Origin of the sequence: Haloarcula litorea, assembly GCF_029338195.1 — an archaeon.
In the GTDB taxonomy this organism is placed as follows: Archaea; Halobacteriota; Halobacteria; order Halobacteriales; family Haloarculaceae; genus Haloarcula; species Haloarcula litorea.
In genome coordinates this window covers 2,664,631-2,681,940 of record NZ_CP119779.1, presented here as the reverse complement: position 1 = coordinate 2,681,940, position 17,310 = coordinate 2,664,631, and the positions used below count along the sequence as shown (strand labels likewise).

Here is a 17,310-nt window from a genome sequence, read left to right as displayed (position 1 = left end):
GAGACACATTTATCAGTTAGACTCGTCTAATCCCAGGTATGTTGAGCGCGAAGATGGAGGACTATCTGAAGGCGATCTACCAGTTGGAGCGCGAGGGGGACCCGCCGGTCGCCACCTCCACCATCGCGGAGACGCTGGACGTGACGCCGCCGACGGCCACCAGTATGATCGAGAAACTCGAGGACAGGGGACTGGTCGAACGCGAGAAGTACAAGGGCGTGACGCTCTCGCCCGACGGCGAGACGGTCGCCCTGGAGGTCATCCGCCACCACCGGCTGCTGGAGACGTTTCTCACGGATCAGCTCGGCTACGACTGGTCGGAGGTCCACGAGGAGGCCGAGACGCTCGAACACCACATCAGCGAGGAGTTCGAGCGACGCGTCGCCGCCGCGCTGGGCGAGCCGGAAGTCGACCCCCACGGCGACCCGATCCCCAGCGACGAACTCGAACCCGTCGACGACGGACCGGCGGCGACCCTTCTCGACCACGAGGTGGGCGACCGACTTGAGGTCGCACGCGTCCGTGACCGCGACCCCGAGGAACTCACGTACCTCGACGACGCCGGAGTGACACCGGGGACCGAACTCGTCGTGGCCGAGGTCGCGCCGATCGACATGGTGACACTGCGGTTCGACGACGGCGAGACGGTGTCGCTGCCGGCCCACATCGCGAGCGCGATCCAGGTCCGGCGCGTCGACGACGAGGTCGCCAACGGAGTGAGCGAGGTGTGAGCGAGGCGACGTGGCTCACCGTCCTGGTCATCGCGGCTGGCGCGCAACTGGCGGTCCTGCCCGGGGAGAAGGTCCAGTTCATCATCGCGGGCCTGTCGACGCGGTTCAGCCCGTACCTCGTCGTCGCCGCCGCCGGCACCGCCTTCGCCGGCTGGACCGCCGTCGAGATCTGGTTCGGTCGGACCGTCCTGCAGCTCCTCCCGGGCATCTACCTCGACGCGATGACCGCCGTCCTCTTCGTCCTGTTCGCTTACCTCCTCCTCCGGACCGCCCCCGGGAAGGACAGTTCGAACCGCGAGCCCGCCAGCGCCGTCCTCACCGACGGCGGGGAGCTCGACGTCCGCGTCCCCGTCGTCGACTGGAAGGTGCCCAACAAGTTCGGCGGGTTCCTGCCGATCTTCGCGATGATGGCCTTCGGGGAGTTCGGCGACAAGACCCAGCTCGTCACAGTCTCGCTGGCCGCCCAGTACGCCGCCCACCCGACCGCCATCTGGACCGGCGAGATGCTCGCCATCATCCCCGTCAGCCTGGCGAACGCGCTGTTCTTCTACCGCTTCTCCCACAGCATCGACCTCCGGAAGGCCCACTTCGCCGGCGCGGCGCTGTTCCTCTTTTTCGCCGTCGACTTCGGGCTGAACGTCCTGTTCGGCTTCTCCCTCTGGGAGACGATGGTGAGCGCGGTGGCGGGTGCGCTCCCGTTCTGAGCGGGGGCGACACTCAATAGGCCGGCCCGACGAGGGGCACCTATGCGTGGCCTCGACGACACCGACCGCGAGATCGTCCGCCTGCTGCTCGACGACGCCCGACGCCCCTTCAGTGACATCGCCGATCAGGTCGGCCTCTCGGCACCGGCCGTCTCCGACCGCGTCGACCGCCTGGAAGAGATGGGCGTCGTTCGGGGGTTCACCGTCGACCTCGACCGCTCGCTGCTCCGTTCGGGCGTGCCGGTGCTGCTGGAGGTCGACGTCAGTCCCGGTCGTGCCGCCGAGGTCCGGGAGGGACTGGCCGACGCAGAGGCCGTCGAACACGTGTTCCGGACGGCCGACGCCCGCGTGACCGCGACAGCGACGGTCCCGCAGGGTGAGGTCCCCGACCTGCTGGCGGCGCACGTCGACCTCGACGCCGTCGAGGACCACGCCGTCCGCCTCGTCGCCGACAGCGAGTGGACGCCCGGCCTCGGGACGGCCGAGTTCGCCCCCGCCTGTGCCGAGTGTGGCAACACCGTCGACGAGGAGGGCGAGCGGACGGCGTTGGACGGCGAGACCTACTACTTCTGCTGTGGCTCCTGCGAGTCGCAGTTCGTCGAGCAGTACGAGTCGCTCAAGGAGGGGGCGTGAACCCGTACTAGATCATCCAAGAATGTACCGCAGTTTCGGTTTGGAATCGAAACTGAATGCGCCATCCGAGCGCTGTATCTGAGGGAAAAACCGCATCAAGTAGTACCCCGTACTAGTCGGTGAGATGGCCACACGGACCGTCCGCCTGGAACTGACGGGGATGAGCTGCGCCAACTGCTCGGCGACGATCGAGGACGCCGTCGGCGGGCTGGCCGGGGTCGAGTCCGTCGACGCCAACTACGCCACCGACGAGGGGAGCGTCAGCTACGACCCCGAGCGCGTGTCGCTGGCCGACGTGGTCGACGCGGTCGAGGACGCCGGCTACGGCGTCGTGACCGAGTCCGTCACGGTCTCGATCACGGACATGTCCTGCGCGAACTGCGCGGACGCCAACGCGGACGCGCTCGAATCGGTCGAGGGCGTCGTCGCGGCCGACGTGAACTACGCTACCGACGAGGCCCGCGTCACCTACCTCCCCTCTGTCACGGACCGGTCGGCCCTCTACGACGCCGTCGAGTCGGCCGGCTACACTCCGGTCCGCGAGGGCGGGAGCGAGACCGGCGAGGGGACGGCCGACGGGGCCGCCGGCGAGAGCGAGACCGGCGAGTCCGCGGCCGACGCCGCCCGGGGCGCGGAGGTGCGCAGACAGCTCCGCCTGACGCTGTTCGGCGCGGCGCTGTCGCTCCCCCTGCTGCTCTTCATGGCCGATCACCTGCTCTCACTGGGCCTGTTCGAGGAGACGCTGCTGGGCGTGCCGCTGGGCTGGGTGCAGTTCGCGCTGGCGACGCCGGTCCAGGTCGCGCTGGGCAAGCCGTTCTACGAGAACGCGTACAAGGCCCTCGTGCGGAACAGGCGGGCCAACATGGACGTACTGATCGCGCTGGGTTCGACCACGGCGTACGGCTACTCGCTGGTCGCGCTGCTGGACCTCATCGCGAGCACGGGCCTGTACTTCGACACGGCGGCGTTCATCCTCGTGTTCATCACGCTGGGCAACTACCTGGAGGCCCGCTCGAAGAGCCAGGCCGGCGCGGCCATCCGCGAACTGCTTGAGATGGAGGCCGACACGGCGACGGTCGTCCGCGAGAACGGCACCGAGGAGGAGATCCCACTCTCCGAGGTCGCGGTCGGCGACCGCCTGAAGGTCCGACCCGGCGAGAAGATCCCGACCGACGGCGTCGTCGTCGACGGCGACTCGGCGGTCGACGAGTCGATGGTCACCGGCGAGTCCGTCCCCGTCGAGAAGAGCGAGGGCGACGAGGTCATCGGCGCGACGGTGAACCAGAACGGTGTTCTCGAGGTCGAGGCGACGAAGGTCGGCTCCGAGACGGCGCTCCAGCAGATCGTCGAGCGCGTCAAGACCGCCCAGTCCCGCCAGCCGGAGATCCAGAACGTCGCCGACCGCATCTCCGCGTACTTCGTGCCCGCCGTCATCGCCAACGCCGTCCTCTGGGCGGTCGTCTGGGCGCTGTTCCCGGCGGCGCTGGCCGGCTTCGTCGCGGCGCTCCCGACCTGGGGGCTGGCGGCCGGCGGCCCCGCCGCCGTCGGTGTCACGGAGTTCGCCGTCGTCGTGTTCGCTTCGGCGGTGCTGATCGCCTGTCCCTGCGCGCTCGGGCTGGCGACGCCCGCGGCCACGATGGTCGGGACGACCATCGGCGCGCGCAACGGCGTCCTCTTCGAGGGCGGCGACGTGCTCGAACAGGTCCGGGACGTCGACACCGTCGTCTTCGACAAGACGGGGACGCTGACGAAGGGAGAGATGGAACTGACCGACGTGGAGGTCGTCGGGACCGCTGCGGACGGCGGCGAGGCCCGGTCCGACGGCGGGCTCCGGGAACGGCGTGAACTCACCGAGGAGTTCGTCCTGGAACTGGCCGCCAGCGCCGAGCGGGGCAGCGAACACCCGCTGGCCGAGGCGATCGTCGCGGGCGCGCGGGAGCGGGGTGTCGACGTGCCCGAACCCGAGGAGTTCGAGAACGTCCCCGGCCACGGCGTGCGCGCGACGACGCCCCACGGCGAGGTGCTGGTCGGCAACCGGAAACTGCTCGCGGACGCGGGCGTCGACACCGCACCCGCCGAGGAGCGGCTGAACGAGCTCGAACGCGAGGGCAAGACCGCGATGCTAGTCGCGCTCGCGGAGGCGGGGACCGACGACTTCCGGCTCGTCGGGCTCGTGGCCGACGCCGACACCGTCAAGCAGAGCGCGAAGCGGGCCGTCTCCCAGCTCCGCGAGCGCGGCCTGGACGTCTGGATGATCACCGGCGACAACGAGCGGACGGCCCGCGCCGTCGCCGAACAGGTCGGCATCGACCCCGAGAACGTCCGGGCCGGCGTCCTCCCGGAGGACAAGGCCGCGGCCGTCGAGGACATCCAGGCGGACGGCAGCCGGGCGATGATGGTCGGCGACGGCGTCAACGACGCGCCCGCGCTGGCGACGGCAGCCGTCGGCTGTGCGATCGGCTCCGGCACCGACGTGGCCATCGAGGCCGCCGACGTGACGCTGCTCCGTGACGACCCCGCCGACGTGGTCAAGGCGATCCGGATCTCCGAAGCCACGCTCCGGAAGATCAAGCAGAACCTCTTCTGGGCGCTGGGCTACAACACGGTGATGATCCCGCTGGCCTCGCTGGGCCTGCTCCAGCCCGCGCTGGCGGCCGGCGCGATGGCCGCGTCGTCGGTGTCCGTGCTGACCAACAGCCTCCTGTTCCGGCGCTACGAGCCCGACGAGGAGTACCGGCTGCTGGGGCTGTTCGGCCGCTGACCGGCCGGTTCCAGTACACTCAACAGTCTCGAACCCGGAGAGTCACCAGTGAGCGACGCCAAGGCGGCCGCCGGATCGGCCAGCGACACCACGCCCTCGGGAGCCCGCGTCACCGTCCGCGCGCTCCGGCGCGCGCTGGTCGTCGCCTGGCGGTTCCTCCCGTTCGCGCTGGCGTGGGCGCGGGACCGGAAGCGGTTCCTCCTGTTCGGGCGGTCCCGAAACGTCGACAGCGAGGAGCGGACCCGTCGGGCCGAGCGGCTCAAGGAGACGTTCCTCGACCTCGGCCCGGCGTTCATCAAGCTCGGACAGATGCTGTCGACGCGCCCCGACGCGCTCCCGCGTGAGTACATCGACGTGCTCTCGGACCTCCAGGACAAGGTGCCGCCGGACCCCTGGGGCGAGATCGAACCGGTGCTGGAGCGGGAGCTGGGTGCGCCAGTCGACGAGCGGTTCGACGCCTTCGACACGAACCCGATCAGCGGCGCGTCGCTCGGGCAGGTGTACGAGGCCGAGCTCGGCGGCGAGCGCGTGGCCGTGAAGGTCCTGCGGCCGGGCATCCGCGAGCGCGTCGAGTCGGACCTCAGGGTGCTCGCCCGACTGACGCCGATCCTGACCAGGGGGGCCGACCCCGCGCAGGCGTTCTCGCTGGAGAACGTCACCGAGGAGTTCGCTGCGACCATCCGCCGGGAGATGGACTACGCCCACGAGGCCCGGATGCTCCGGGAGATCGGCGGGGACTTCGCCGACGCCGAGGACGTGGCCATCCCCGACGTGGTCGACAGCCACTCGACGGACCGCGTGGTGACGATGACGTACATCGACGGGGTGAAGATCGACGACGTGGCCGAGCTCGACCGGGTCGGCGTCGACCGCGAGGCGCTCGTCCAGCGGCTTGAGGAGGTCTACATCGAGATGATCGTCGAGGACGGCCGCTTCCACGCCGACCCCCACCCCGGCAACCTCGCCGTCCAGGCGGACGGGACGCTCGTCTTCTACGACTTCGGGATGACCGGACGGCTCGGGCCCCGGGTCCGGGAGCACCTGCTGGAGTTCTACGTCGGGCTCGCGACCGAGGACACCGACCGCGTGATGGACGCCTTCGTCGCGATGGGTGCGCTCGATCCGACGGCCGACCGGGAGGTGATGCGCGAGGCGTTCGACATCGTCATCGAGCAGTTCCGCGGCGAGGACGTCAGCGACTACCGCGTGGAACAGCTCGTCGGGCAGTTCGAGGCCCAGCTGTACGAGTTCCCGATGCGGCTCCCGCGCGACCTGGCGCTGGTCGTGCGCGTGACCACCGTCCTGGAGGGGGTCTGCCGGACGCTGGACCCCGAGTTCGACTTCATCGAGGTTATCACCGACTACGTGATGGAAGAGGGACTCGACGACGCCGGCGACGCGCTCCGCGAGGAGGTTCAGCGGCGGGCGACGGCCTCGGCGCGCTCGCTGGCGACGACGGCACCGCGGGCCGAGGCCGTCCTCGACAGCGCCCTCCGGGACGAGCTGGCGGTCGAGGCGGTGCTCCGGGACAGCGACGGCCTGGCCCGAACGATGGCACGGCGGCTCCTGCTGGGGATCGTCGCCGCCGCCGGCGTCCCCGTGGCGGCGTTCTTCTACGCCGCCGCCAGCGTCCAGGCCGCGGCGCTGTCGCTCGCCGTCTCCGCCGGAACCCTGGGCGTGCTGTGGTGGTCGTTCCGCCGGCGGCGACGGGCGCTCGCGACTCCGCAGTTCACGCGCCACGAGATGCGCCAGCGACGGGACGACGGGTAGTCAGACCAGCAGTTGGACGTCGGCGTCGGCCATCTCGGACAACGCCGACGCCGCGCCGACCCCCGTCGTGACGCCGTCGTAGAAGTCGCCGTGATCGTAGTCGAACAGCTCGGTCGTCATCTCGCAGGCCTGGAGGTCGACGCCCAGCTCCAGGCTGGTCTCGATCAGCTCCTCGACCGTCGCCGTCCCGTTCTCGTCGATCTCGCGGTTCATGTACCACGTCGCGAGCGAGTCCCCGCCCGGCAGCGCGGCCAGCGCGTTCGGCACCGGGAGGCTGGGGTTGCCCACCGCGCTGACTTTCAGGTCCTGCGAGCGTTCCTCGTGGAGGATGTCCAGCCCCCAGAACGTGTGAAACACCGTCACGTCCCAGCCGAAGGCGGCGGCCGTGCTGGCGAGGATGAGCGGTGGATAGGCCATGTCCAGCGACCCCTTCGTCGCGATGATGGTCATCCGTCTCTCGTCGCCGTCGCGCAACGCCTCGACGGTCGACTCCAGCTCGTCGACGCGCTCCCGGAGCGCGGCCACCTCGGCCGCCGGCTCCGTCCTCTCGTCGGCCGAGCCCGCACCGCTCGCGGCCGCGCCGTTCCTCCCGCTCATCCGTCCACTCGCTCGACGTAGTGGCGGTAGACGACCCGCCCGTCCTCCTCGTTCTCGGCCTGTGCGCGCAGTTCGACCTCGTCGACCGAGCCGGCCCAGCCGTCGATGTCGCTCACGCTCCCGGCGTCGGTCGCGAGTACCTCCAGCACCTCGCCGACCGCGAGGTCGTCGACCGCCTGTCTGGTCCTGACGACCGGCATCGGGCAGGACTCGCCGGTCACGTCGATCGTGCTGTCCGCGTTCTCCGTTGTGAGTGTGTCCGTCATATCTTGCACTCGAAACACAGTATATTGTGTCAGGTGATAAATCCTCCGCAGCCCAGAGCTTGAATATGGTTGTTTTGGAGGTTTTCTATAGCCCTCAGACACAGAATGTTTCGTAGATATTGCAATCTATACACAACTCTTTTGTACCGCTGGTCGGTTAGGTTGGAGCACACGATGAGCGAGAAACCGTTCCCGATTCCCGACGACGTGCCGACCGAATCGCCGAGTGCCGTCCACGACCGCCTCGTGAGCGACGAGCGGTTCGGCGTGTTGGACACGCGGGCACCCGCGGACGTCGACGACTGGCGCATCGACGGCGACGGCGTCGCGTTCGCGAACGTCCCCTACTACGAGTTCCTCGACGGCGTCCCCGAGGACGCCCTGGCGGAGTTGCCCGACGCACGCCCGCTGTACACCGTCTGCGCGAAGGGGCTGTCGAGCAAGTACGTGGCCGACGTGCTCGGGGACGCGGGCGTCGACGACGTGGTCGCCGTCGAGGACGGGATGGAGGGCTGGGAGACGGTGCTGGAGGCGACCGAGCTCTCGGCCGACACCGACGCGGCCGTCGTCCAGTTCCACCGGCCGTCCTCGGGCTGTCTCTCCTACCTGATCGTCGACGGCGACGAGGCGCTGGTCGTCGACCCGCTGCACGCCTTCGCCGACGAGTACGTCGACGCGGCCGCGGAGCGGGGGGCCGACCTCGTCGCTGCCGTCGACACCCACGTCCACGCCGACCACGTCAGCGGCGTCCGGACGCTCGCACGGGATCACGGCGTCCGCGCCGTGGTCCCGGCGGCCGCCGCCGAGCGCGGCGTCGACTACGCGGTCGACTACGACACCGTCGCGGACGGCGGGACGCTCACGGTGGGCGAGACGGTCGTCGAGGCCGTTCACACCCCCGGCCACACGAGCGGGATGACCTCGTATCTCGTCGACGACGCCGTGTTGCTGACCGGCGACGGCCTGTTCGTCGAGAGCGTCGCGCGGCCGGACCTCGAGGGCGGGGCCGACGGCGCGCCCGACGCCGCCCGGCGACTGTACGACACGCTCCACGAGCGGATTCTCCCGCTGCCCGACGACACCCTGGTCGCGCCCGGCCACGCCAGCGACGCGGCCGAGCGGGCCGACGACGGCAGCTTCACCGACCGCCTCGGATACCTCGCCGAGTCGATGCCTGCACTCGACCGCGACCGCGAGGCGTTCGTCGAGTTCGTCCTCGACGATATGCCGCCACGGCCCGACAACTACGAGGCGATCATCGCGACGAACCTCGGCGACCGGCGGGTCGACGACGAGGGCGTCGCCGAACTGGAGCGGGGGCCGAACAACTGCGCGGCCACGACCGACGCGATGACGGAGGGGTGAGATGGTCGCCGAGACGCTGCTGCCGAACGGCTGGGTCCACTACCTGCTCGGGGGGCTGCTCATCGGGACCGGGACCGCCGTCGTCTACCTCTCGACGGGGATCGTCGCCGGCGCGAGCACGTTCCTGGAGTCGACGCTGTCGTACGTCTCCGACCGGTCCCGGTTCCAGCAGTACCGCTTCCGGGCGTCGCGTGACTGGCGCGTCGTGTTCACGCTGAGCATCGCGGCCGGCGGCGCGCTCTACGGCCTCGCGTTCGGCGAGTTCGGCTGGACGACCGACGTCCAGTGGTGGCGGCTCCTCGTCGGCGGCGTCCTCGTCGGCGTCGGGACCCGCCTCGGGAAGGGCTGTACCTCCGGCCACGGCGTCTGTGGCGTCGGCTCGCTCTCGGAGACCTCCCTCGTGAACGTCGCCACGTTCGTCGGGGTCGCCGTCGGCACCGCACAGGTCGTGGCGGCACTGGGGGTGACGCCGTGAGCCGCGAGACGCGAGCGGAGCGACCCGCGAACGGAGCGAGCGCCTCGGGGAGCGCACGGCGAGGGGCTCGAAACGAGCGAGCGGGAGCGACCGGAGGGGGCGACACGTGAGCGACGCCGGCCGCCACCCGCTGTTCCTGCCGGCCGTCGCGGTCGGCGGGGTCGTCTTCGGGTTCGGACTCGGGCTGAGTCGGATGTACCGGCCCGAGGTCGTCCTGCGGTTCCTCCAGTTGACGGACCTGGGCCTGCTGCTCGTCCTGGGCGGTGCCAGCGTCGTCGCCGGGCTCGTCTTCGCCGCCGCCTCGGCGACGGGGCGGACCGCGCCGCTGACCGGCCGCGAGTTCGGGAAGCGCGTGAAGTCGATGGATAGGAACGTCCTCGTCGGCGGCGGGATCTTCGGCGTCGGCTGGGGCCTGTCGGGCATCTGTCCCGGTGCGGCCTACGCCAGCCTCGGCGTCGGCAACGTCACCATCCTCTGGGCGGTCGTCGGGATGTTCGCCGGCGCGTACCTCCAGGGCGTCGCCCGGTCGTCGTCGGGCGAGGCCGGACGCGCCGAGACGGAGGGGTCGGCGTGAGCGACACCACTATGCCGGCGGCGGCCCGGAGGTGGGAGTGATGCCCGAGGCCATCCGCGCGACGCTGGAGGAGGACCTGGAGTGTGAGTTCCTGCTGGACTGCTTCCACGGGCTCACGGACCTCGACCGCCGGTGTTTCGAGACGCTGGTCGGCAGCGACGAGCCCCTGACGGTGGACGAACTCGCCGAGCGAGTGGACCGCGACCGGACGACCGCCTACCGGTCGGTCCAGCGGCTCCACGACGCCGACCTCGTCGTCCAGACGCAGGTCAGCGGCGAGGGCAGCGGCTACTACCACGTCTACGAACCGACCGACCCCGACGAGATCGCGGATCGGATGCAGCGAGAGCTCAACGACTACTACGCCAAGATGGGACAGCTCATCCACGAGTTCCGGGAGAAGTTCGGCGAACGCGCATGACCGACGAGGAGTTCGACCCCAGCGGCGAGGCGGAGCGCGGCATCGGGGCGGGCCTCTTCGAGCGGGACATGGGCCCGAGTTCGTCGATGGCCCACCTCTACCGCGGCGAGGTCCACCGGATGACCCGCTGGCGCGAGCGACTGGACCGGACCACCAACTGGGCGGTGACGGTCATCGCCGCCATCCTGACGTGGGCGTTCTCGGACCCGACGAACCCCCACTACCTGGTGCTGGTGGGGATGGTGACGCTGGGGGTCTTCCTCGGCATCGAGGCCCACCGGTACCGCGGGTTCGACGTGTGGCGCTCGCGGGTCCGCCTCGTCCAGCAGAACGTCTGGGCGCACGGCCTCGATCCCAGCGAGCCCGTCGACGACGACGGGTGGCGGCGGAAGCTCGGCCGCGACTACGAGCGCCCGACACTCAAGGTCCCCTTCGAGGAGGCGCTGGCCCACCGGCTCCGCCGCGTCTACCTCGCGCTGTTCACCGTCGTCACCGCCGCCTGGCTCATCCGCGTGACTGCCTTCGCCGAGAGCGGCGACTGGCCCGCCAGCGCGGCCATCGGGATGGTCCCCGGGGTCGTCGTCACGGTGGCCGTCGCGGTGGCGTACCTCGCCGGCGTCGTCGTCGCCGTCCGCCCCCGCGAGTGGCACTCCCGGTCGGAGCTGCGGGAGTGTGCCGTCGACGACTGGCGCGAGTAGTCAGAGGCTCCCCTCGCGGGCCATCGCCCGGACCTCGTCGGCCCGCTCGCGGATGTCGTCGAGTTCGCCCTCGCTCTTGTCGTCGACGTGGCCGTAGACCAGCCCCATCCGGTGGTTCGAACGCAGCTGGTCCTCGTTGCGGTCGAGGAAGTCCCAGTACAGCGCGTTGAACGGGCACGCGCCGTCGCCGGTGGTCTTGGTCTTGTAGTAGGGACAGCCCGAGCAGTAGTCGCTCATCCCGTCGACGTAGTTCGCGGAGGCGGCGTAGGGTTTCGTCGCGAACACGCCCGCCCCGTACGAGCCCATCTCGACGACGTTCGGCGTCGTCACCCAGTGGAAGGCGTCGACGTAGCCCGCGTGGAACCACCGGTTCAGTTGCGCGGGTTCGACGCCGTACAACAGTGCGAAGTTCGAGAGGATCATCAGCCGCTCGATGTGGTGGGAGTAGCCCCGTTTCCGAACGCCGTCGACCACGTCCGAGAGACAGGCCATCTCCGTCTCGCCGGTCCAGTAGAGCTCCGGCAGGTCCTCGTTCGCCCCCAGCTGGTTCGCCGTCGCCAGCTCCGGCATCTCCCGGCGGTAGACGTGCCGCATAAACTCCCGCCAGCCCAGCACCTGCCGGACGAACCCCTCGACGCTGTTCAGCGGCGCGTCGCCGTCCTCGTAGGCCGCGATCGCCCGTTCGATCACCTCACTGGGACCCAGTAACCCGAGGTTCAGGGACGTCGACAGCAGGCTGTGAGCCAGCGCCCACTCGTCGCCGAGCATCGCGTCCTGGTAGGGGCCGAACTCCGCAAGTCGGTGGGTGACGAAGTGGTCCAGCGCCTCGACCGCCTCCTTGCGCGTGACAGGCCAGCGGAACGTCTCGGGGTCGGCCCAGTCACCGCCGAACGGGGGCTCGTCGTAGCCGCCGTCGAACCGCTCCGCGACCCACGCGGCCACCTCGCGGGTCGTCTCGTCCGGTTCGAAAGCTGGAGCCTCGGGGGCCTCCCAGTCGTCTGGCGGGGTCTCCCGGTTCTGGTCGTCGTAGTTCCACTCGCCCCCGACCGGGTCGCCGTCGGCCATCAGGTAGCCGGTCTCACGGCGCAGCATCCGGTAGAACTCCTCGTGGCGGTAGGTACCGTCGTCGCCCGCCCACTCGTCGAACCGCTCGGGCGAGCAGAGGAACCGCTCGTCGGGGACGAACTCGACGCTCCCGCCGGCGTCGGCGACGATGCCCTCGATCCGCTGGCGGGCTCCGTCGGTCTGGGGCCGCTGCGCGACGAGCGTGTCCTCGGGGTGGGCCGTGAAGTGGTCCCGGAGTCCCGCCTCGAACGTCTCGACCCGCCGGTAGTCGACGGGCCGCCCCGCCTGTCGGAGATCGTCTCGCAGGTGCCGCATCGCGCTGAACACCAGCGTCAGCTTGTGCGGGTGGTAGGGGAGCTTCTCCGCGAACGACGCCGCCTCGACGAACAGGACCCGCTCGCCGGGCCGGTCGGCCAGCGGCCCCCGCCGCCGTGTCAGCTGGTCGCCCCGGACCCAGACCGTCACGCAGTCCACCTCTGTCGCATACGGCCACTTGTGACCGCGGCCGTTTCAACCCCGGTCCGAACTGTGTCGGTGTCGTGACCCCGGGCGAACATATTCGGCGATCGTGATTCCCGGAGTCGGCGCGTTCGGGGCCGAACACCGCGAATCGAGCGGTATCAAGCTTTCTGTCCTGCGACAAGCGACTGGTTTTTCAGTCCGTAGCCCCGAGTTCGAGTGTATGTCAGACAAGCCGACTCGTCGGACGTTCATCGGTACTGCGGCGGTATCGGCCGCCGGACTGCTGGCCGGCTGCGGCGGTTCCGGTGGCGGCGGTAGCGGCGGTGACGGGAGCGACGGCAGCGACGGTGGCGACGGCGGGGACGGCGGCGACGGCGGCGTCCCAAGCGAGGTCAGCGACTACCTCTCGGAGGTCGGCAACTTCGACGGGAGTGTCGCCGACCGGACCGGCTCCGACGCCGTCGAGATCTCGGTCGGCGCGGAGGGCAACGGCGGGAACTTCGCGTTCGCGCCGCCCGCGGTGCGGGTCAGCGCCGGCACCACCGTCACCTGGCGCTGGACCGGCGAGGGTGCCTCCCACAACGTCGTCGCCGAGAGCGGGGCCTACGAGAGCGAACTCACCGGCGAGGAGGGCCACACCTTCGAGTACACCTTCGAGGAGAGCGGCAACTCCCTGTACTTCTGCACCCCGCACAAGGGCGTCGGGATGAAAGGCGCTGTCGTCGTCGAGTAACGGCGGCGTCAGCGGCCGCCGAGCGACGACCGACTCGCGACGTACAGCGAGTAGGTGATGATCGCGAAACCGACCGCCGTGAGCGCGCTCTCCGCGACCAGCGCCGTCCCGGTGTCGACCGACAGGATCTGGTCCGCGACGCCCGCCGAGAGCGATCCGAGCGTGACCGTCGCGAACCCGACGGCGAGTAGCTGAAGCGGCCGTGCCTCTGTCGTGACCGCGGCGCTGGCGGCGAAGTACGTGATGAGCCCGCCGAGCAGGAGCGTCACGGTCTTGAGTGCGACGACGAGTGGGGTGATTTCTCCTGTCATAGTTCCTCGCTGATCCGCGTCCAGAGCCGGGCGAGCCGCTCGTCCGGCGACTCGGGGTCACGGACGATGTCGACTTCGAACGGTTCGTCGCCGTCGACGGCGACGAAGACGCCCGAGCAGTCACGGACGTATGCGGTCGCGTGGTGCCCGTCCGCCCGGACGTCCGTCCGTTCCTCGACGAGCGAGGCGTCGCTCAACTGCTGGAGCTTCCGGTACGTGCTCGTCTGTGGCAGGTCACAGGCCTCCGCGACCGCCTTGGCCGGCCGGGGCTCCTCCAGCGTCGCGAGGATGGCCCGGCAGTCCGGGTCCGCGAGGGCCTCGAACATCGCCTGTCGATCTATCGTCTCCTCTCGTGACACGCGGGGACCTCCGTTCGAGCGGTGGACGGGGTGTCCGTGGGCTACACCCACTGTGAATTTCAAACCCCTGGTCGGTGGGCGCTGTCGACAGTGGGACGCCGACCGAAGTAGAACGGCGGTCCGATTTCCAGATTCTGGAAACCACCGTGGCGCTTTGTGGTCCGGAACACGAACGTCCAGCCGCGATGAAACGCCCCTCCACTCGCAGACAGTTCCTCGCTGGCACCGCCCTCGCAGGCATCACCGCCGTCTCCGGCTGTCTCACCGACGGCACGGCCTCCGCATCGGCCGACGTCTCGGGATCGGCCGAGTCGGCGACCCCGGACTCGGAGACGACACCGCCATCCGATCTCGAGGCCTGGCTGGCCGACGCCAACGGCTACGACGGCGACCGACGGCGGTACGGTCCCGGCGACCAGGCCACGGTGGCGGTCGGCGAGCCCTTCGGGGACGACTACGCCTTCTACCCGACCGTCGTGGAGGTCCCGCCGATGACGACCGTCCGGTGGGACTGGACCGGTCACGGCGGCCAGCACAACGTCGTCGCGCTGGACGGGACCTTCGACAGCGGCCGGACGAACGCCCAGCCGGGCACCGGCTACCACTACATCTTCGACGAGCCAGGAGTCTACCCGTACGTCTCCGAGCCACGGCGAGACGAGGGGATGAAGGGAGCCGTCGTCGTCAAGGAACCGCCGTCGACGGGCTACCAGAAGGTCGACGAGTGGCTGGCCAGTGTCGGCAACTTCGACGGCACCGTCACCGACCGGACCGGGGCGACGACGACCACCGTGTCCGTCGGTGCCGAGGGCAACGGTGGCGAGTTCGCGTTCTCCCCGCCGGTGTTGCGAGTCGACAGCGGGACGACCGTCCGCTGGAAGTGGACCGGCGACGGCGGCGCTCACAACGTCGTCTTCGAGAACGCGGACATCGATTCCGGCGACGTGGTCCCCGAACCCGGCGTCCACTTCGAACACACCTTCGAGTCGACCGGGTCGTACCTGTACGCCTGTCTCCCCCACAAGGCCCTGGGGATGCGCGGCGCTGTCGTCGTCGAGTGAGCGGCCCGGAACCGCGTGTCGACCACCGAAGCCCCGCCCGGCGATCAGCCCGTCCGGAAGATCTGATTGACGACTTTCGCGGCGAACCTGGTCGGGTCGTTCACGAACTCGCGTGCGTACCGGGCCGGATTCGACGCCAGCGTCTTCGCCGACCGGGTCGCCCGCCGGCTCACCCGCTTCGAACAGCCCTCCCGGACCATGTAGTTCATACCGTAGCAGAACACCGGCCCGTGTGCGATGTCGGCTATCGCCGTCGCCTGTCCCTCCTCGCTCTCGATGAACAGGTCCGCATCGGTCTGTTCGTAGACGTTGGCCTTGTAGCGCGCGTGGTTCCCCATCGACTGTCTGGTCTGTTTGTCGGGGTAGTCCATCATGATCAGCTCCCCGTACTCGATCCCGTGGGTCGAGAGCCACGTTTCGGTCAGGTCCCGGTACTTCTCCAGCCGGGCCGTGACGATGTACCCGATCTCCTTCGACGGGACCACGTTCGGTTCGACGCTCCGGACGAACTCCCGGTACCGTTCGCCGTCGTCGTTCTCCCTGGTCGTCGGATCGCGACAGAGCACCCCGTCCAGGTCGACACACCAGTTCGACAGCCCGGGGTGGTGCATCACGTTCCACTCGAAGACTCTCGGCGTCGGAAGCACCTGCGAGTACGTGTCGACGTAGTCCTTGCCTTCGTGAGAGGTGTACACGGCACCGTAGGTGACGTCTACTCCTCGGGAGCAGCGGTCGATCTCGCGCTTCGCCCGGGTCATGGTCGCCCCGGTGTTGACGCTGTCGTCGACGACTAGCACGGAGCTTACTGACGACCTATCGACATCCGACTCGTGACGCCGTCCGGTCTGTATCGTGTAGCCGCGGCCGAACCCCTCCAGCGTCGTCAACGGCCGATCGAGGTGGAGAGCCAATAGATTACTGGCCATCAGACCGCTCCGGGGGATGCCGACGACGAGATCGATGTCGCCGGGCAGGTCCCGTCGCCAACGCTTAATGTCGGCGTTCAGATGCCCGAAAGTCCGGTAATTCATCGTTCGAACGTCCCGAGACTCGACAATTAGTATATATAAGTTAATGTCGATAGTATGGGGTCGTTACCTCTCCGGCAGCCAGTTCTCCGGGGCGAATCCGAATGTCCGGGCCGTTTTCACGGCTCACCGTCGTTCGGCGGAAAACGGGCGTACCGGGATTCGAACCACGATCGGACGTGCTCGCTTCGCTGCGCGCGACCTCCCTGATTAGAATCCCCGCCGTACCGGTTCGCTCACTTCCTTCGCTGCACGGGCGTGGCGGGATTCGAACCGGAGCAAGACGGTTCTGCTCGGTCGCTTCGCTCCCTGCGCGGACTGCGACTTACAGGGTTGCGAATCCCCCGGCCCGTGCGCACTGCTCGCTGTCGCTCGCAGGCTACGGGCGTGGCGGGATTCGAACCCGCGCTCTAGGGGTTAGGAACCCCTCGCCCTCGTCCACTAGGCCACACGCCCCGTCGTGGAGTCGGGGGACTGGAGAAAAACGTTTGCGCTCGAAAACGCCGAGAACGGATCAGTTGTTCGTGCTGCCGGAGGTCTCCGTCTCGGTCGCGGTCTCCGTCGACGTCTCCTCGCTGCCCTCGGAACCGCCCTCGCGCATCTCTTCGAGTTCCTGCTCGACTTCCTCGCGTCCCTTCTGGAACTCGCCCATCGCCTCGCCGGTCGAGCGAGCGAGCTTCGGAATCTTGTTCGCCCCGAACAGGAGCACCGCGAGCAGGAGCACGACGATGAGTTCCTGCCCCCCAGGCATCCCCGGGAACAGTGGTACGAATGTCCCTGACATTGTATCCGGAGTTTACGTGGTTTCTATTATAACCTTTTTGCCTCCCCGTCCGGCGGCGGGAAGTCCGGCCTCGAAGGCTGAGCTAACTGTATTCCGCGGCTCCAGGAGACGGCGATCCGGGTCGATATCAACTTTTCGTACCCGGGGTCACACGGCCCGGAGGCGGGGCGTGAGCCGACGGGCTACTGCTGGGTCAGCCGCGCCGTCACGTCGTCGAGCCACTCGGGGACGTCCAGGTCCGCGAGGGTCCCGTCCCGCCAGGTGGTCACGACCTCCGTCTCGCCGTCCCGCGTGAGGTCGATGCGCCACTGCCGACCGTCCTCGGCGGTGATGTCGAACCGCGCGCCGCCGTCGGCCAGCGTGTCGACGTGTTCGACTGTGACCTCCGTGCCGGTGTAGACCTCCATCGTATCGGGCATACGCGTCGGCAGGCCGCGGAGCGGGATAAAGCGGTCGACTCCCCCGGCGTGCGCCGGCGGCGGGCGCGTGGCCGGGGTTTTTCTCCGTCGGTG

Annotated in this window: 20 protein-coding genes and 1 tRNA gene; 12 read left to right on the top strand and 9 right to left on the bottom strand. The window is 69.2% G+C overall.

The window, feature by feature from the left end:
* Positions 1-38: 38 nt before the first annotated feature.
* The 5 genes from P0592_RS14490 (at position 39) to P0592_RS14470 (ending at position 6,599) form a co-directional block, all read left to right on the top strand.
* A complete protein-coding gene (locus P0592_RS14490; RefSeq protein WP_276271616.1) occupies positions 39-731 on the top strand; it encodes a metal-dependent transcriptional regulator in 693 nt (230 codons plus the stop codon).
* Entirely contained in the window at positions 728-1,435 is a 708-nt protein-coding gene (locus P0592_RS14485) for a TMEM165/GDT1 family protein (protein ID WP_276271615.1), read from the top strand. The genes P0592_RS14490 and P0592_RS14485 overlap by 4 nt, the downstream gene beginning before the upstream one ends.
* Before the next feature lie 42 nt (positions 1,436-1,477).
* A complete protein-coding gene (locus tag P0592_RS14480; protein ID WP_276271614.1) occupies positions 1,478-2,068 on the top strand; it encodes an AsnC family transcriptional regulator in 591 nt (196 codons plus the stop codon).
* 124 nt (positions 2,069-2,192) lie between these two features.
* Positions 2,193-4,829 carry a heavy metal translocating P-type ATPase gene (locus tag P0592_RS14475; RefSeq protein ID WP_276271613.1) on the top strand — a complete coding sequence of 879 codons (2,637 nt, stop codon included), beginning with the start codon at positions 2,193-2,195 and terminating at the stop codon, positions 4,827-4,829.
* Between the two features lie 48 nt (positions 4,830-4,877).
* Positions 4,878-6,599: an ABC1 kinase family protein gene (locus P0592_RS14470; protein ID WP_276271612.1), complete on the top strand. Its 1,722-nt coding sequence runs from the start codon at positions 4,878-4,880 to the stop codon at positions 6,597-6,599.
* Here P0592_RS14470 and P0592_RS14465 read toward each other — a convergent pair whose 3' ends face one another.
* Together P0592_RS14465 and P0592_RS14460 are read right to left on the bottom strand one after the other, a co-directional pair.
* Positions 6,600-7,196, bottom strand: a complete 597-nt coding sequence (locus tag P0592_RS14465) for a DsrE/DsrF/DrsH-like family protein (protein WP_276271611.1) — start codon at positions 7,194-7,196, stop codon at positions 6,600-6,602.
* Positions 7,193-7,462, bottom strand: a complete 270-nt coding sequence (locus tag P0592_RS14460) for a sulfurtransferase TusA family protein (protein ID WP_276271610.1) — start codon at positions 7,460-7,462, stop codon at positions 7,193-7,195. Before P0592_RS14460 ends, P0592_RS14465 begins: the two co-directional genes overlap by 4 nt.
* A gap of 174 nt (positions 7,463-7,636) precedes the next feature.
* On the opposite strand from P0592_RS14460, the gene P0592_RS14455 reads away from it, so the two are divergent.
* From P0592_RS14455 to P0592_RS14435, 5 genes are all read left to right on the top strand, one after another.
* Positions 7,637-8,827 (top strand): MBL fold metallo-hydrolase, encoded by a 1,191-nt coding sequence (locus tag P0592_RS14455; protein ID WP_276271609.1) that lies wholly within the window; start codon positions 7,637-7,639, stop codon positions 8,825-8,827.
* A 1-nt stretch (position 8,828) separates the two neighbouring features.
* Entirely contained in the window at positions 8,829-9,302 is a 474-nt protein-coding gene (locus P0592_RS14450) for a YeeE/YedE family protein (protein ID WP_276271608.1), read from the top strand.
* A 106-nt stretch (positions 9,303-9,408) separates the two neighbouring features.
* Positions 9,409-9,876 (top strand): DUF6691 family protein, encoded by a 468-nt coding sequence (locus P0592_RS14445; protein WP_276271607.1) that lies wholly within the window; start codon positions 9,409-9,411, stop codon positions 9,874-9,876.
* Positions 9,877-9,916: 40 nt separating this feature from the next.
* The gene (locus tag P0592_RS14440) at positions 9,917-10,297 is read left to right on the top strand and encodes a helix-turn-helix domain-containing protein (RefSeq protein ID WP_276271606.1); all 381 of its coding nucleotides are present in this window, start codon (positions 9,917-9,919) and stop codon (positions 10,295-10,297) included.
* A complete protein-coding gene (locus P0592_RS14435; RefSeq protein ID WP_276271605.1) occupies positions 10,294-10,995 on the top strand; it encodes a DUF2270 domain-containing protein in 702 nt (233 codons plus the stop codon). Before P0592_RS14440 ends, P0592_RS14435 begins: the two co-directional genes overlap by 4 nt.
* On the opposite strand, the gene P0592_RS14430 is transcribed toward P0592_RS14435, so the two are convergent.
* Positions 10,996-12,525: a cryptochrome/photolyase family protein gene (locus tag P0592_RS14430; RefSeq protein ID WP_276273942.1), complete on the bottom strand. Its 1,530-nt coding sequence runs from the start codon at positions 12,523-12,525 to the stop codon at positions 10,996-10,998.
* A 217-nt stretch (positions 12,526-12,742) separates the two neighbouring features.
* Here P0592_RS14430 and P0592_RS14425 point away from each other — a divergent pair, with 217 nt between their 5' ends.
* Positions 12,743-13,255 carry a halocyanin domain-containing protein gene (locus P0592_RS14425; protein WP_276271604.1) on the top strand — a complete coding sequence of 171 codons (513 nt, stop codon included), beginning with the start codon at positions 12,743-12,745 and terminating at the stop codon, positions 13,253-13,255.
* A gap of 8 nt (positions 13,256-13,263) precedes the next feature.
* Here P0592_RS14425 and P0592_RS14420 read toward each other — a convergent pair whose 3' ends face one another.
* Together P0592_RS14420 and P0592_RS14415 are read right to left on the bottom strand one after the other, a co-directional pair.
* Positions 13,264-13,566, bottom strand: coding sequence for a DUF7521 family protein (locus tag P0592_RS14420; protein ID WP_276271603.1), 303 nt, complete (start codon positions 13,564-13,566; stop codon positions 13,264-13,266).
* A complete protein-coding gene (locus tag P0592_RS14415; protein WP_419181139.1) occupies positions 13,563-13,892 on the bottom strand; it encodes a helix-turn-helix domain-containing protein in 330 nt (109 codons plus the stop codon). Before P0592_RS14415 ends, P0592_RS14420 begins: the two co-directional genes overlap by 4 nt.
* Before the next feature lie 218 nt (positions 13,893-14,110).
* On the opposite strand from P0592_RS14415, the gene P0592_RS14410 reads away from it, so the two are divergent.
* Positions 14,111-14,986: a halocyanin domain-containing protein gene (locus P0592_RS14410; RefSeq protein WP_276271601.1), complete on the top strand. Its 876-nt coding sequence runs from the start codon at positions 14,111-14,113 to the stop codon at positions 14,984-14,986.
* 44 nt (positions 14,987-15,030) lie between these two features.
* Here the strand turns inward: P0592_RS14410 and P0592_RS14405 are convergent, their stop codons facing one another.
* From P0592_RS14405 to P0592_RS14390, 4 genes are all read right to left on the bottom strand, one after another.
* The gene (locus tag P0592_RS14405; RefSeq protein ID WP_276271600.1) at positions 15,031-16,017 is read right to left on the bottom strand and encodes a phosphoribosyltransferase family protein; all 987 of its coding nucleotides are present in this window, start codon (positions 16,015-16,017) and stop codon (positions 15,031-15,033) included.
* A gap of 379 nt (positions 16,018-16,396) precedes the next feature.
* Positions 16,397-16,470 (bottom strand) — tRNA-Arg (locus tag P0592_RS14400).
* Between the two features lie 58 nt (positions 16,471-16,528).
* Positions 16,529-16,765 carry a twin-arginine translocase TatA/TatE family subunit gene (gene tatA, locus P0592_RS14395; protein WP_336406675.1) on the bottom strand — a complete coding sequence of 79 codons (237 nt, stop codon included), beginning with the start codon at positions 16,763-16,765 and terminating at the stop codon, positions 16,529-16,531.
* A 215-nt stretch (positions 16,766-16,980) separates the two neighbouring features.
* Positions 16,981-17,217, bottom strand: a complete 237-nt coding sequence (locus P0592_RS14390; protein ID WP_276271598.1) for a hypothetical protein — start codon at positions 17,215-17,217, stop codon at positions 16,981-16,983.
* Positions 17,218-17,310 lie beyond the last annotated feature (93 nt).

Excerpts from the sequence above, each read along its gene's own strand:
- P0592_RS14490 (WP_276271616.1), top strand. The coding sequence starts at position 39 with ATGTTGAGCGCGAAGATGGAGGACTATCTGAAGGCGATCTACCAGTTG.
- P0592_RS14480 (WP_276271614.1), top strand. The coding sequence starts at position 1,478 with ATGCGTGGCCTCGACGACACCGACCGCGAGATCGTCCGCCTGCTGCTC.
- P0592_RS14475 (WP_276271613.1), top strand. The coding sequence starts at position 2,193 with ATGGCCACACGGACCGTCCGCCTGGAACTGACGGGGATGAGCTGCGCC.
- P0592_RS14465 (WP_276271611.1), bottom strand. The coding sequence starts at position 7,196 with ATGAGCGGGAGGAACGGCGCGGCCGCGAGCGGTGCGGGCTCGGCCGAC.
- P0592_RS14460 (WP_276271610.1), bottom strand. The coding sequence starts at position 7,462 with ATGACGGACACACTCACAACGGAGAACGCGGACAGCACGATCGACGTG.
- P0592_RS14455 (WP_276271609.1), top strand. The coding sequence starts at position 7,637 with ATGAGCGAGAAACCGTTCCCGATTCCCGACGACGTGCCGACCGAATCG.
- P0592_RS14450 (WP_276271608.1), top strand. The coding sequence starts at position 8,829 with ATGGTCGCCGAGACGCTGCTGCCGAACGGCTGGGTCCACTACCTGCTC.
- P0592_RS14440 (WP_276271606.1), top strand. The coding sequence starts at position 9,917 with ATGCCCGAGGCCATCCGCGCGACGCTGGAGGAGGACCTGGAGTGTGAG.
- P0592_RS14435 (WP_276271605.1), top strand. The coding sequence starts at position 10,294 with ATGACCGACGAGGAGTTCGACCCCAGCGGCGAGGCGGAGCGCGGCATC.
- P0592_RS14425 (WP_276271604.1), top strand. The coding sequence starts at position 12,743 with ATGTCAGACAAGCCGACTCGTCGGACGTTCATCGGTACTGCGGCGGTA.
- P0592_RS14420 (WP_276271603.1), bottom strand. The coding sequence starts at position 13,566 with ATGACAGGAGAAATCACCCCACTCGTCGTCGCACTCAAGACCGTGACG.
- P0592_RS14415 (WP_419181139.1), bottom strand. The coding sequence starts at position 13,892 with ATGTTCGAGGCCCTCGCGGACCCGGACTGCCGGGCCATCCTCGCGACG.
- P0592_RS14410 (WP_276271601.1), top strand. The coding sequence starts at position 14,111 with ATGAAACGCCCCTCCACTCGCAGACAGTTCCTCGCTGGCACCGCCCTC.
- P0592_RS14405 (WP_276271600.1), bottom strand. The coding sequence starts at position 16,017 with ATGAATTACCGGACTTTCGGGCATCTGAACGCCGACATTAAGCGTTGG.
- tatA (WP_336406675.1), bottom strand. The coding sequence starts at position 16,765 with ATGCCTGGGGGGCAGGAACTCATCGTCGTGCTCCTGCTCGCGGTGCTC.
- P0592_RS14390 (WP_276271598.1), bottom strand. The coding sequence starts at position 17,217 with ATGCCCGATACGATGGAGGTCTACACCGGCACGGAGGTCACAGTCGAA.